This window comes from Streptomyces lavendulae subsp. lavendulae, assembly GCF_002803845.1.
Taxonomy (GTDB): Bacteria; Actinomycetota; Actinomycetes; order Streptomycetales; family Streptomycetaceae; genus Streptomyces; species Streptomyces lavendulae.
On the sequence record NZ_CP024985.1, the window covers coordinates 3,285,272 to 3,298,852 of the forward strand.

13 protein-coding genes are annotated in these 13,581 nt (G+C 72.0%); all 13 read right to left on the reverse strand.

Features of this window, described 5'->3' with window-relative positions:
- Positions 1-56: 56 nt before the first annotated feature.
- A complete protein-coding gene (locus SLAV_RS13825; RefSeq protein ID WP_030226054.1) occupies positions 57-677 on the reverse strand; it encodes a response regulator transcription factor in 621 nt (206 codons plus the stop codon).
- A complete protein-coding gene (locus SLAV_RS13830) occupies positions 674-1,855 on the reverse strand; it encodes a sensor histidine kinase (protein ID WP_051840329.1) in 1,182 nt (393 codons plus the stop codon). Before SLAV_RS13830 ends, SLAV_RS13825 begins: the two co-directional genes overlap by 4 nt.
- A gap of 7 nt (positions 1,856-1,862) precedes the next feature.
- Entirely contained in the window at positions 1,863-2,615 is a 753-nt protein-coding gene (locus tag SLAV_RS13835) for an ABC transporter permease (RefSeq protein WP_030226059.1), read from the reverse strand.
- Positions 2,612-3,556, reverse strand: coding sequence for an ABC transporter ATP-binding protein (locus SLAV_RS13840; protein WP_030226062.1), 945 nt, complete (start codon positions 3,554-3,556; stop codon positions 2,612-2,614). Before SLAV_RS13840 ends, SLAV_RS13835 begins: the two co-directional genes overlap by 4 nt.
- A gap of 206 nt (positions 3,557-3,762) precedes the next feature.
- Complete coding sequence (locus SLAV_RS42375; protein WP_030226065.1) at positions 3,763-5,799, reverse strand: hypothetical protein; 2,037 nt, start codon at positions 5,797-5,799, stop codon at positions 3,763-3,765.
- Positions 5,800-6,005: 206 nt separating this feature from the next.
- Positions 6,006-6,389, reverse strand: a complete 384-nt coding sequence (locus SLAV_RS13855) for a DUF6113 family protein (protein ID WP_030226068.1) — start codon at positions 6,387-6,389, stop codon at positions 6,006-6,008.
- The gene (gene mshB, locus SLAV_RS13860) at positions 6,386-7,303 is read right to left on the reverse strand and encodes an N-acetyl-1-D-myo-inositol-2-amino-2-deoxy-alpha-D-glucopyranoside deacetylase (protein WP_030226070.1); all 918 of its coding nucleotides are present in this window, start codon (positions 7,301-7,303) and stop codon (positions 6,386-6,388) included. The genes SLAV_RS13855 and mshB overlap by 4 nt, the downstream gene beginning before the upstream one ends.
- Positions 7,304-7,340: 37 nt before the next feature.
- Positions 7,341-7,535 carry a hypothetical protein gene (locus tag SLAV_RS13865; RefSeq protein ID WP_030226073.1) on the reverse strand — a complete coding sequence of 65 codons (195 nt, stop codon included), beginning with the start codon at positions 7,533-7,535 and terminating at the stop codon, positions 7,341-7,343.
- 379 nt (positions 7,536-7,914) lie between these two features.
- Positions 7,915-8,964, reverse strand: coding sequence for an ABC transporter ATP-binding protein (locus tag SLAV_RS13870; RefSeq protein WP_100660877.1), 1,050 nt, complete (start codon positions 8,962-8,964; stop codon positions 7,915-7,917).
- Positions 8,957-9,931 carry an ABC transporter ATP-binding protein gene (locus SLAV_RS13875; protein ID WP_030226076.1) on the reverse strand — a complete coding sequence of 325 codons (975 nt, stop codon included), beginning with the start codon at positions 9,929-9,931 and terminating at the stop codon, positions 8,957-8,959. The genes SLAV_RS13870 and SLAV_RS13875 overlap by 8 nt, the downstream gene beginning before the upstream one ends.
- A gap of 15 nt (positions 9,932-9,946) precedes the next feature.
- On the reverse strand, positions 9,947-10,957 hold the full coding sequence (locus SLAV_RS13880; RefSeq protein WP_199922122.1) for an ABC transporter permease: 1,011 nt from the start codon (positions 10,955-10,957) through the stop codon (positions 9,947-9,949).
- A complete protein-coding gene (locus SLAV_RS13885) occupies positions 10,950-11,873 on the reverse strand; it encodes an ABC transporter permease (protein WP_030226080.1) in 924 nt (307 codons plus the stop codon). The genes SLAV_RS13880 and SLAV_RS13885 overlap by 8 nt, the downstream gene beginning before the upstream one ends.
- 31 nt (positions 11,874-11,904) lie before the next feature.
- A complete protein-coding gene (locus tag SLAV_RS13890; protein ID WP_030226081.1) occupies positions 11,905-13,542 on the reverse strand; it encodes a peptide ABC transporter substrate-binding protein in 1,638 nt (545 codons plus the stop codon).
- Positions 13,543-13,581 lie beyond the last annotated feature (39 nt).

The following is a 13,581-nucleotide window of genomic DNA, read 5'->3' on the forward strand; positions in this document are numbered from 1 at the left end:
GGAAGATCCAGCCCCGCCGGCGTTCGAGGCGCGGGGGTCCGGGGGCGGAGCCCCCGCTAGAGCCAGCCCTTCTCGCGGGCCACGCGTACCGCTTCGGCGCGGTTGCGGGCCGCCAGTTTCTGGATGGCCGTCGAGAGGTAGTTGCGGACCGTGCCCTGCGAGAGGTTCAGGCGGGCCGCCAGTTCGGCGTTGGTCGCGCCGGAGTCCGCCTCCCGCAGGACCTCCCGTTCGCGGTCCGTCAGCGGGTTCGCGCCCTCCGCCAGGGCCGCCGCCGCGAGGGTGGGGTCGATGACGCGCTCCCCCGCCAGGACCCTGCGCACCGCGTCGGCGAGCTGCGCCGCCGGGGCGTCCTTGACCAGGAAGGCGGAGGCGCCCGCCTCCATCGCGCCGCGGAGGTAGCCGGGCCGGCCGAAGGTGGTCAGGACGACGATCTTGAGGGAGGGGAGGGAGCGTCGGAGTTCCGCCGCGGCCTCGATGCCGGTCATGCCGGGCATCTCTATGTCGAGGAGCGCGACGTTCACGTCGTGGCTCCGGGCCGCGGCGACCACCTCGTCGCCCCGCGCCACCTGGGCCAGCACCTCGATGTCCGGCTCCAGCCCCAGGAGGGCGGCGAGGGCCTCGCGGACCATCGACTGGTCCTCGGCCAGCAGGATGCGGATCGGTGCGGCTGGGGTCATGAGGAGGATCCTAGGGGGACCCGGGCGCACAGCCGGAAGCCGGTCTTGCCCGCGGGGCCCGCGGCCAGGCTGCCGCCGACCGCCTCCAGCCGTTCCGTCAGCCCGGTCAGGCCGTTGCCGTGGTTGCCGGGGCCGCCCGCGCCGTCGTCGCGGACGGTCAGTTCCATGACGGGGCCCGCGAGGGTCTGGCAGGCCTCCAGGGTGACGGTGCACCGCTTGGCCCCGCTGTGCCGGACGACGTTGGTGACGGCCTCGCGCAGCGACCAGGCCAGGGCCGACTCCGTCTCCTCCGGGAGTTCCCCCGGGGCGTCGGTCGGCAGGTCGGCCGTCACCCCCGCGGCCGTCAGGGCCGTGCGGGCCCCGGCCAGTTCCCCGGGGAGCGTGGGGCGCCGGTAGCCGCTGACGGCCTCCCGTACGTCGACCAGCGCCTGCCGGCAGACCTGCTCGATGTCCGCGACCTGCCGGGCGGCCCGGTCGGGGTGGTCCGGCAGCATCCGGCCCGCGAGTTCGCTCTTCAGCGTGATCAGCGACAGCGAGTGGCCCAGCAGGTCGTGCAGGTCGCGGGCCATCCGCAGGCGTTCCTCGTTGGCCGCGAGCTGGGCCACGGTGGCCCGGGCCTCCCTCAGCTGCGTGGTGGTGCGGAGCATCGCCTGGACGCCGACCATCGCGAATCCGCCCATCAGGGCCGGGAGCAGCAGCCCCACCAGGTAGTGGTCGCCGTCGGGCACCAGGAAGGCCGTCGCGGTGAGCAGGGCGGTGGCGGCGGGGACGGTCCAGCGGGAGTACTCCCCGGGCAGGGCGGCGCCCGAGGAGATGGCCACGTAGACGAAGAGGACGAGCCATTCGCGGCCCAGGGCCAGCGACAGGACGACGGCCAGGGCCGCGAGGACGCCGAGCGTGACCAGGACCCGGCCGAGGAAGACCCGGGGCCCGGCCCGCAGGGCGAGGATCAGGTACGCGGCGGCGAACGCGGCGAGGCCGAGGACCCCGAGGGTCCGGGCCCCGGCGCTGTGTCCGCCGCGGACCAGGTCGAGGACGGGGGCGCTGAGGTAGAAGAGCCACAGCCCCGTCCAGAACAGCTTCACGGCGTGCTGGCGGCGGTTCTCGGGCGGGATCCCGATGCGGACGCCGTCCCTCGTCCGCGTCGCGTCCCCGTGGTCGTCGACCGTCACTGCCATCTCTGCGTCACGCCTTCAGCGAGTCCTTGCGGTACAGCCAGGCGGCCGCACCGGTGAAGAGTACGAAGTACCCGGCGAGGATCGCCACGTCCTTGACGTGCGGTGCGCCGCCCAGCTCGATCGCCTGGCCCAGGCCCGCGTAGGCGTGGGTGGGCAGCCACTCGCAGATGTTCCGGAGCCACTGCGGGAAGGCCGCGGTGGGCATCCACAGGCCGCCGAGGATCGAGAGGCCGAAGTAGAGGAGCATCGTGATGGGGCGGACGTTGTCCCCGCTGGCGCAGTAGCCGATGGCCACGCCCAGCGCGGCGAAGACCAGGCTGCCGGCCCAGATCGCGAGGGTGAGGGCGAACCACTGCCAGACCTCGAACCGGACGCCCTTGGCCGCGGCGGCCACCCCGAAGACGACCAGGATGGCGGGCAGGGAGAGCACGCCCGCGCTGGCGGTCTTGGCGAGGACGTAGCCGCGGCCGGGCAGGGCGGTCAGGCGCAGCTGGCGGACCCAGCCCTTCTCCCGCTCCTTGGCGATGCGTTCGCTGTTGCCCACCAGGACGGCGGTCAGCGCGCCGAAGGAGGCCATGGCGACCATGTAGAAGGCGGGCATCGTCAGTTCGGTGCCCATGACCTTGGTGGTGCCGCTCAGGGTGCCGCCGAGCATCAGGAAGAGGGCGGCGGGGTACATCACGGTGAAGAACAGGTACTTCTTGTTGCGCAGGGCGCGGATCACTTCCAGCTTGATCAGCTGGTACGTTCCGGCGTTCATCGGGTGGCCTCCTCGGCCTCGGTGAGGGCGATGAAGGCCTGCTCCAGGCCGAGGCCCGCGACCTCCAGGTTCCGGGGGTAGAGACCGAGCGCGTACACGGCGTGCACGGTCGCGTCGGCGTCGCTCGACTGGAGCTTGACGGTGGTGCCGTGCCGCTCGAAGGCCGTCAGGGCGGGCAGGGCGCGCAGCACCTGCTCGTCGACGGTGCCGTCGAGGTCGAAGGCGACCCGGCGGGCGCCGGCCTTCGCCTTGATCTCGGCGGCGCTGCCGTCGGCGAGGAGCCGGCCCTTGTTGAGGACCAGTACCCGGTCGGCGATGGCGTCCGCCTCTTCCAGGTAGTGGGTGGCGAACAGGACCGTGCGGCCCTGGGCCGCCTGTTCCCGCATGGTGGCCCAGAAGGCCTGGCGGGCGGTGACGTCCATGCCGGTGGTGGGCTCGTCGAGGACGATCAGGTCGTTGTGGCCCGCGGTGGCGAGGGCGAAGCGCACGCGCTGCTCCTGGCCGCCGGAGAGCTTGTTGACCATGCGGGAGGCGATCTCGGTGATGCCCGCGCGGTGCAGGACCTCGTCCACGGGGTGCGGGCGGGGGTGCAGGGAGCAGCCGAGGGCGACGAGTTCGCGTACGGACACCTCCTCCATCAGGCCGCCGCTCTGGAGCATCGCGCCGACCCGGCCGGCGGCGACGGCCTCGCGGGCGGTGCCGCCGAAGAGCCGGACCTCGCCGGAGTCCGCGGGGCGCAGCCCGAGGAGGAGGTCGAGGGTGGAGGACTTGCCGGCCCCGTTGGGGCCGAGGAGTGCGACGGTCTCGCCCGGGTGGAGTTCCAGGGAGAGGCCGTCGACCGCGCGTACCTGGCCGTAGCTCTTGGTCACGTTCTGGAAGCTCACCACGGGGCCGGCCGTGGTGGCCGGTCCTGCGGAGTGCGCCGGGGTCGTCGTCGTCATGGATCGAGGATCGCCCGTACGGGGGTGCGCCCGGCAGTGTCGGCGGTCGTGACTGTGACATGACGGATGTCATGCGGTCGGTGTGACGCGGGCGGGCGCGGAGGAGGTGCGGAGGAGGTGCGGACACCACGGTGCGGACACGGCGCGGCCCCTTCCCGGGGACCGGGAAGGGGCCGCGCGTCATGCGTGCCGTGCGTGCGGGGGCGTCAGTTGGCGTTGGTCTCGATGGTGACGATCCGCTCGGCGGGGGTCTTGCCCACGAGCGCCTTGCCGAGGGCGCCCGCGACGTCCTGCGGGGTGACGGCGGTCTTCGCGCCGGTCCCCCGAGTGATCATGACCCCGTCGAAGGTGTTCCCGTAGGTCGCCTTCAGGGCCTCCAGGTCGTACTTCTCGACGAGGTGGCCGTCCACGGCGGTCATGCTGAGGATCTTGGGCAGGGACTTGGAGCCGAAGGGCAGGCTCTTGCCGCCCGCCTTGACGGTCGCGGGAGCGGACATCGCCGGCTCCGCGAACTCCTTCATCGCCCGGTTCAGTTCCGCCTCGTTGACGGTGGGTTCCTTGGTGGCGGTGGGGAGTTGGACGGCGCCGGCCTTGCCGGTGCCGACCAGCTCGCGGAAGGCCTTGGTGACCTTGTCCACGGAGCCGTCGACGTCGAGGCTGGTGCCCGACTTGCCGGGGACCGCGACGGCCTTGCCCGTGTCGAACTTGATGGTGCCCTCGGTGGCCGAGCCGGCGGTGCCGGCGAGCTCCTGCAGGGCGACCCGCAGCTTCTCCTCGTCGACGGGCATGACCGCCTCGGCGGTGCGCTCGACGCCGAAGAGCGAGCCGATGACCGTGACGGGGTTGTAGTCGCTGCCCGCCGCGTTGCGGACCGTGGTCTGGCTGTCGAGGGTCAGACCGGCCTTCTCGGGCTTCAGCTCGACCTGCTTGCCGCCCACGCTGAGCTGCAGCGGGGCCGCGGCGCGGGTGCCGAAGGCGGTCTGGAGCTTGGTGACGGCGTCGTCGCGGCTGCCGCTGATGTCGACGCCGAGGACGGTGGTGCCCTTGGGGACGTCCGAGTGGTTCAGCAGCAGTCCGGCGCCGTAGACCGCGCCCGCGAGGACGACGACGGCGCCGCCGAGGAGGGCCACCTTGGAGCGGCCCTTCTTGGCGGGCGCGGCCGGGGCGGCGGACTTGGCCGCCTTGCCCGCCTTGGCGGGCTTCGCCGGCTTGCCGGGCTTGCCGGGCTTGCCGGGCTTCTTGCCCGCCGGGGCGGGCGGGGGCACCGGGGTGGTCTGCCGCGGCGGCTGCGGACCGGGCGGCGGCGGGGTGATGGGGCCGGGCGTCGGGACCGGGGCCGGGAAGTCCATGGCCTCGGGGCCGGGCCAGCGCGGGGACTCCTCGGCCCCCACGGGTACGGTGCCCAGCGCGGGCCCGCCCGTCGGTCCGTCGGGCGCTTCGTAGACCGGGAAGGCCTCCGTGCCGGGACCGTCGAACTCCGGGTACGCGGGCGTGGGGGCGCCGACCCCGGGGCCGCCGACGGCGGGGGCGGGGGCGAACCCGGCGCCGCTGCCGTGCGGGGCCTGAGGCGGGACCTGGCGCTGGCCCTGCGGGCGCGAGGGGAGCGGCGGGGGCGCGAAGCCCTCACCGGCGGACGGGGCGGCCGGGGGCGCGGCGGAACCGTAGCTGGCGGCCGGCGGCACGGGGGCCGGGGCGGCCGGCGGGGCCACGGGGCCCTTGCGCGGGGCGAACCAGTTGCTGGACTCCTCCGCGGCGGGCGCGGGCGGTGCGGCCGGGGCGGGTGCGGCCCGGTCGGGCGCGGGCCGGCCCGCGGGACCGCCGGGCGGCAGGGCGCGGGCGGCCGGTGCCGGTCCGGCGGCGGGCGTCTGCGGCCCGCCGCGCGACGGGGCCTGGGCCGGCGTCTGGCCCTGGGCCTGGTCGGCCCCGGTCCGCTCCGGGGCGGAGCCGCCCGAGGCGGGCCCCTTCACCGGCTTGCGTACGACCACCGGCGGGATCGGCCGCGAACCCGGGATGTTGATCCGGATCCGGGTCGTCAGGGTGGTCTCGGTCTTCGGCCCGTCGGTGTCGGGCGTGGACGGGTTCGACGTCACAGGGTTCTCCTCCGGGGCGCTCGTCGCGCCGGGCCCGAATGGCACAGTCGTGTTCGGGTGCTGGCCGGTTCCGTACGGCGGCGTACCCGAGGGGTAGGCGGCTCCACCGTGCCCCTGGGGCCCGGGGGACGAACTGTCAGTTTCACGACTCAAGGCAGGTTCTCCCGGTTGGCTCCGCCGCCCGTCTTTACCGTGCGCGGGCAGCTCGGCGGCCCGTCCACCATACTGGCCGCCGCCCGCGCGCAACTGTCCCCCGGGAATCCCAGGTTCCTCTTCGCTCCCCGCACGCCCCCTGCCGAGGGCCCGTCAAACCCCCTCAACCCGTCCCCGATCGGCGAGCGGCGGAGTTCGGCGGCCCGTCAGCCGCGCGGCCGGGAGGCCGAAACGGGCCCCTCCACGGGGCCGCGCATCGTGGCACAGATCACAGCGATCACACTTCCCCCCAAAAGGTATGCGTACATACCGATTCCGGAGGAACCCAACAGGAAGTCCCCTTCGGGGCGGGGGAGGCTGAGCAGGACGTACGACAGGAACCAGCCGGCCGCCGCGGCGCCCACTCCGGCCCCCGCGCCGATCGCGATCCGGGCGCCGAGGAACAGGCCGAGCAGGGCCAGCAGGGCCAGCAGCAGCCCGGCCGGGAACCACAGGTCCAGCACGAGCCAGCCGGCCGCGCCGGTGAGCGCGCCCGCGAGGAGCAGGCCGAGCAGGGCGGCGATCCGTCCGGGGGTCCAGGGCGTGGTCATGCGCGCACCCCCGCGAAGAGGTCCCGCTCGCGCGTGCCGGCCGGGGCTCCCGGCTCGCCCGCGGCGAGTTCGTAGTACTCCCGGACGAACAGCGGCTGGGCCAGGTCGTTGGAGAGGGCGAAGAAGGGACCGTCCAGGGCGATCTGGGTGACGTGCGCGCGCATCGCGGCCGCCTTGGCCGCCGCCCACGGCCGCCCGCCGCCGCCACCGGTGTCGTCATCGTCGTCGCCGATCTCGGCGGTGATCCGCTCGTCGTCGACGACCCCGGGGACGTCCTGCGGGCCCGCCACACCGGGGAAGGAGGCCCCGGTGGCGCGCAGCCGGGCGAAGCCCTCGTCGACGACCGAGCGCGGGACCCGGTTCCAGTACAGCTTGGCCACCGCGTGCGCGGGGCCGAGGTCCGGCCGCCAGGCGGGGTCGGCGGCCAGCTCCGCGGCGCGCGTGGCGACGCGGTGGGCCTGGATGTGGTCGGGGTGGCCGTAGCCGCCGTCGGGGTCGTAGGTGACGAGGACCTGCGGCCGCAGCTCCCGGATCACCTCCACGAGGTAGCCGGCCGCCTCGTCCGGGTCGGCGGACCAGAAGGCGCCGGGGCGGGTGTTCTGCGGGGCGCCCATCATCCCGGAGTCCCGGTAGCGGCCGGCGCCGCCGAGGAAGCGGTGGTCGGTGACCCCGAGTTCCTTCATGGCCGCGGCGAGCTCGCCGACCCGGAAGGGGCCGAGGGTGTCGTCGCGGTCCGGCGCGAGGTGGGCGAGGTCCGCCGGGATGACCTCGCCCTCCTCGCCGAGCGTGCAGGTCACCAGGGCGACGTGGGCGCCCTCGGCCGCGTACTTGGCCATGGTGACGCCGTTGTTGATCGACTCGTCGTCCGGGTGCGCGTGCACGAGGAGCAGACGACGGGCGGGAAGACCGTTCATGGGGCCAGCCTACGAGCAGGACCGCCCGGCCGCGTCCCTACAGCTTGAGGCCGCTGATCATGCTCGCCACGTTGGACGTGAGCTGGCTGAGCGTCGGAGCGATCGTCGAGCTCGCCAGGTAGAACCCGAGCAGCACGCACACAAAGGCGTGCCCCGCCTTCAGTCCCGACCTCCGGACCAGAAGGAAGACGACGATCGCCAGCAGCACCACGGCCGAGATCGAGAGTGCCACGGCGTTTCACCTCCACGTCGAGCGGACATCGGTACGCGTACTCGTGCTCGGCGAAGTCATACCCACCGTGCGCTACGGATCATAACTATCCGTACCAGCGCATCGATCGAATTCCGGCAGCACGAGGGGCGCATGGCGCGCACGCCCCGGGGCACACGGGGGCCGGACGGGAGGGTGTCGTGGCACCCCCGGCGCCCCCCGGGGTGCGAACGGCCACATCCCACCCGCACGCACGGTCCGGAACTCGGGGCAGAAACGGTCAAGTCGCCCATGTGCAGCGCGTGTTGTCATGGCCGGAACCCGACGGCGACCCCGTATGCACGGTGGCGAAAAATAATCGCTCGAAAGGCCGGGGGCCGCCGGACGGCCCGGCCGGACGCTACCCGTCGGCGTCTCCCGGGGTCGGCGGCGCGGGCGGCACCACCCGCTTCTCGGCCGCGAAGTGACAGGCCGACGGATGGGCGGCCGGCCCGGACGGGAAGGCCTGCGGGACCGCCAGCAGCGGGACCTCCGCGGCGCAGCGCGCCTCGGCCTTCCAGCAGCGGGTGCGGAAGGTGCAGCCCGAGGGCGGGTTGGCCGGGGAGGGCACGTCACCGGTGAGGATGATGCGCTCGCGGCGTTCGCGGGCCCCGGGGTCGGGGACGGGCACGGCGGAGAGCAGGGCCTGGGTGTACGGATGGGTGGGGTGGTCGTAGATCTGCGTGTCGGTGCCGGTCTCGGCGATCCGGCCGAGGTACATGACGGCGACCCGGTCCGAGATGTGCCGCACGATCGAGAGGTCGTGCGCGATGAACACGTACGAGAGCCCGAACTCGCCCTGGAGGCGCTCCAGCAGGTTGACGACCTGGGCCTGGACGGAGACGTCGAGCGCGGAGACGGGCTCGTCCGCGACGATGACCTCGGGCCTCAGCGCGAGGCCGCGGGCGATGCCGATGCGCTGGCGCTGGCCGCCGGAGAACTGGTGCGGGTAGCGGTTGATGTACTCGGGGTTGAGGCCCACGACGTCCAGGAGTTCCTGGACCCTGCGGCGGCGGTCGCCCTTGGGGGCCACCTCGGGGTGGATCTCGTAGGGCTCCCCGATGATGTCGCCGACCGTCATGCGCGGGTTCAGCGAGGTGTACGGGTCCTGGAAGACCATCTGGATGTTGCGGCGGACGGCCTTCAGGGCGCGGCCGGACAGCTTGGTGATGTCCTGGCCCTTGTACGAGATCGCGCCCGCGGTCGGGCGTTCCAGGTTGACCAGCATCTTGGCGACGGTGGACTTCCCGCAGCCGGACTCGCCGACGATGCCGAGGGTCTCGCCGGCCGCCAGGCCGAAGGAGACCCCGTCGACGGCCTTGACCGCGCCGATCTGCTTCCTGAAGAGGATGCCCTGGGTGAGCGGGTAGTGCTTGACGAGGCCGCGGACCTCCAGGATGGGCTCAGCCACCGAGGCACTCCTTCCAGAAGAAGCAGGCGCTGGCCCTGCCCGGGGCGACGTCGGCCAGCGGCGGGACCTCCGCCCGGCAGGCGGCGCGGGCCATCGGGCAGCGGGGGTTGAAGGCACAGCCGGCCGGGATGGCGAGCAGGTTGGGCGGCAGGCCCTTGATGGCGTAGAGGTCCTGGCCCTTCTGGTCCAGGCGCGGGATCGAGTCGAGCAGGCCGCGGGTGTAGGGGTGGGCGGGGGCCGCGTAGAGGTCGTGGACGGGGGCGTTCTCGACGATCCGGCCCGCGTACATGACGGCGATCCTGTCGGCGACGTCGGCGACGACGCCGAGGTCGTGGGTGATCAGGATCAGGCCCATGCTCATCTCGCGCTGGAGCTCCGCGAGCAGGTCCATGACCTGGGCCTGGACCGTCACGTCGAGGGCCGTGGTCGGCTCGTCGGCGATGATCAGGGAAGGGTCCAGGGCCAGCGCCATGGCGATCATGATGCGCTGGCGCATACCGCCGGAGAACTGGTGCGGGTAGTCCCCCACCCGCTGCCTCGCCGCCGGGATCCTGACCCGGTCCATCAGCTCCACGGCCTTGGTCCTGGCGTCCTTGCGGGACATCCCGCGGTGGACCTCGTACATCTCGCCGAGCTGGGCGCCCACGCTGAGCACGGGGTTGAGGGAGGACAGGGCGTCCTGGAAGATCATCGCCATTCCGGCGCCGCGCACCCTGCGCCGCTCCTCCTCCTTCATCGTGAGGAGGTTCTTGCCCTTGAAGAGGATCTCGCCGCCGGCGATGCGGCCCGGCGGCACGTCGAGGATCCCCATCACGGCCTGCGCGGTGACGGATTTGCCGGAGCCGGACTCGCCGAGCACGGCGAGCGTCTCGCCCTCGTCGACCGAGTAGTTCACCCCGTTGACCGCCTTCGCGACGCCGTCGCGGGTCTTGAACTCCACGTGCAGGTCGCGGACTTCGAGCAGCATCTGGCGACTCACTCCTCAGCGCAGCTTGGGGTCGAGGGCGTCGCGCACCGCGTCGCCGAGCATGATGAAGGCGAGCACGGTCAGGCTCAGGGCGCCCGCCGGCCAGAGCAGCATGTGCGGGGCGTTGCGGATCTGGGGGGCGGCGTTGGAGATGTCGATGCCCCAGGAGACGGTGGGCGGCCGCAGCCCGACGCCGAGGAACGACAGGGTGGCTTCGAGGGCGATGTAGGTGCCCAGCGCGATGGTGGCGACGACGATGACGGGGGCGACGGCGTTGGGGGCCACGTGCCGCAGCAGCATCCGGCCGTTGCCGGCGCCGAGGGCGCGGGCCGCCTGCACGTAGTCGTTCTGTTTGGCGGTGATGACCGAGCCGCGGGCGATGCGGGCGATCTGCGGCCAGCCCAGCAGCACGATGAAGCCGACGACGGGCCAGACGGTGGTGCTGGTGACCACGGAGAGGAACACCAGGCCGCCGAGGACGACGGGAATCCCGAAGAAGACGTCGGCGACTCGGGAGAGCACGGCGTCGCCCCAGCTGCCGAAGAAACCGGCGAGCCCGCCGAGCGCGGAGCCCAGCAGGGCGGCGCCGAGGGTGGCGCAGACGCCGACGGTGATGGAGGCGCGGGCTCCGTAGACGGTACGGGTGTACACGTCGCAGCCCTGGGTGTCGTACCCGAAGGGGTGTCCGGGCTCGGGGCCCTGCTGGGACTTGGACAGCTGGCAGTACAGGGGGTCGCCGCTCGCGATGAGCTGGGGCCAGATCGCGATGACCACCAGGAAGAGGATCATCAGGGAGGAGATGACGAAGACGGGGTTGCGGCGCAGCTGGTGCCAGGCGTCGGACCAGAGGGAGCGGGCCTTCTCCCGCGGGCCGGTGTCGGGTCCGGGGGGCCGCTCCAGGCTCTCGCCCCCCTCCACGGCGAGGTCCATGGGCCCGCCCTGACCGGTGGGCGAGACCGCCTCGCGCGGACGTGGGCCCACGGGGTCGTACATGGCGGGGCCTTCCGGGCGCTCGGGGTCAGGCATACCGGATCCTCGGGTCCAGGACCGCGTAGAGCAGGTCCACGAGCAGGTTCGCCAGCAGGAAGACGATCACGAGGATGGTGACGAAGCCGACCACGGTGGGTGAGTTGTTGCGCAGGATGCCCTGGTAGAGCTGGTAGCCGACGCCGTGGATGTTGAAGATCCGCTCGGTGACGATGGCGCCGCCCATCAGGGCGCCGATGTCGGTGCCGATGAAGGTGACGACGGGGATCAGGGAGTTGCGCAGCAGGTGGCGGGTGACGACGCGGTGGCGCGGCAGGCCCTTGGCGGTGGCGGTGCGGACGTAGTCGGCCTTGGCGTTCTCGGCGATGGAGGTCCGTGAGAGCCGGGTGACGTAGGCGAGCGAGACGAGGGCGAGGACGATGCCCGGCAGGATCAGCTCGTTGAAGGGGGCGTCAGGGGAGACGGTGGGCCGTACCCAGCCCCATTTGACGCCGAAGACGTACTGGAGCAGGTAGCCGGTGACGAAGGTGGGCACCGAGATGACGACGAGGGTGAGCACCAGGACCGAGGTGTCGATGGACTTGCCCCGGCGCAGCCCGGTGATCACGCCGAGGGTGATGCCGATGACGATCTCGAAGAAGATCGCGACGATGGTCAGGCGCAGGGTGACGGGGAAGGCCGAGGCCATCAGGTCGGTCACGCTCTGCCCGTTGAAGGCGGTGCCGAAGTCGCCCTGGAAGATCTGGCCCATGTAGTGCAGGTACTGCTTCCACAGGGGCTGGTCGAGGTAGAGGTCCTTGCGGATCCGCGCGGCGGTGGCGGGGTCGGGGGCCTTGTCGCCGAAGAGGGCCGCCACCGGGTCGCCGAGCGCGTACACCATGAAGAAGATCAGGAACGTGCTGCCGATGAACACCGGGATCATCTGGAGCAGTCGCCGGATCACGTAACGTCCCATGGACTGCTCCAGGATCGATCCGAGGGGTGGGTCAGCTGACCGTGATCTGGTTGTAGACCGGGACGCTGAACTGGTTCAGGGCGACGTCGGAGATCCGCTCGGAGTGCCCGGCGCTGCCGTTCTGATACCAGAGGGGGATGGACGGCATCTGCTCCGCGAGGATCTTCTCCGCGTCCTGGAACTTGGCGATCGCCTTGGGGGCGTCGCTCTCCTGGTTGGCCTCGTCGACGAGCTTGTCGAAGTCCGGGTTGCTGAACTTGCCGTAGTTGGAGGAGGCCCCGGTGTAGTAGAGCGGCTGGAGGAAGTTCTGGATCAGCGGGTAGTCGGCCTGCCAGCCGGAGCGGAAGGGGCCGGTCAGCTTGTAGGCGCTCTGCTGGTTCCTGAAGTCGGCGAAGGTGCCGATCGGGTTGACCGTGCAGACCGGGCCCTCACCGATCGCGTTGTTGATGCTGTTGCAGACCGCGTCCATCCACTCGCGGTGCGAGCCGGTGTCGACGTTGGAGGTCAGCGTGACCTTCCCGCCGGGCAGGCCGCCGCCCTCCTGGATGAGCTTCTTGGCCGCGGCGGGGTCGTACTTGCAGGCGTCGCCGCAGAGGGTGGCGTTGAAGCCGCCCTTGGCCCCGAGGGCCGGGGAGGTCCAGTCCTTGCCGGGCGTACGGGTCTCGCGGAAGATCTGCTGGGTGATCTCGTCGCGGTTGATCGCCATCGAGATGCCCCGGCGGACCTTCTCCATGCCCTCCTTGCCCCACTGGGGGTCGTAGAGCGGGAAGGTGAGGGTCTGGATGATGAGCGCGGGCTGGTTGATGTAGCGGTCGCCGAGGTCGTTCTTGACGTTCTTGAGCTGCTGGGCCGGGATGTCGTCGACCAGGTCGAGGTTGCCGGAGATCAGGTCCGTGTAGGCGGTGTTGCTGTCGGTGTAGACCTTGAGGTCCACGCCGCCGTTCAGCGCCTTGTCCGCGCCCGTGTAGCCGTCCCACTTGCGCAGCTTCATGCCGGTGCCCTTGGTGTACGAGTCCACCGTGTACGGGCCGTTGCCCACCGGCTTGTCGAGCCAGCCGGCGTGGTCGGTGAAGAAGGCCTTGGGCAGCGGGGAGAAGGCCTGGTAGCCGAGGGTCTCGGGCCAGGTGGAGAACTTGTGCTTCAGGGCGACGGTGAAGGTCTTGGGGTCCTTGACGACCAGCCCGGACATGGTCTTCGCCTTGGGCTCCCCGGTCGCGGGGTGCACGTCCTCGTAGCCGACGATGTCGGAGAAGAAGGGCGAGTTGTTCTGCTTGTTGCGCACGTCCGCGCCGTAGTTCCAGGCGTCGACGAAGGACTGGGCGGTGACGGGCTCGTCGTTGCTGAACTTCCAGCCGTCCTTCAGCGTGATCGTGAAGTTCTGACTGTCCGTGGTGTCGATCTTCTCGGCGAGCATGTTCACGGCCTCGCCGGTCTTCGGGTCGTAGCGCTTGAGACCGCGGAAGAGCATGTCGAGGACCTTGCCGCCCTGCACCTCGTTGGTGTTGGCGGGTTCCAGGGGGTTCTGCGGGTCGCCCCAGGAGGAACTGACGATCCCTCCGGCACCGCCACCGCCACCCCCGCCGCTGTCGCTGCCGCCGCCGCAGGCCGTCGCCGTGAGGGCGACGGCCACCGCACATGCGGCCCACTTGGCGTGGGTGGCTCCGCGCATGGAGTGCCTCCTAGGGGTACCAAGACTCGCTTCGGGGCC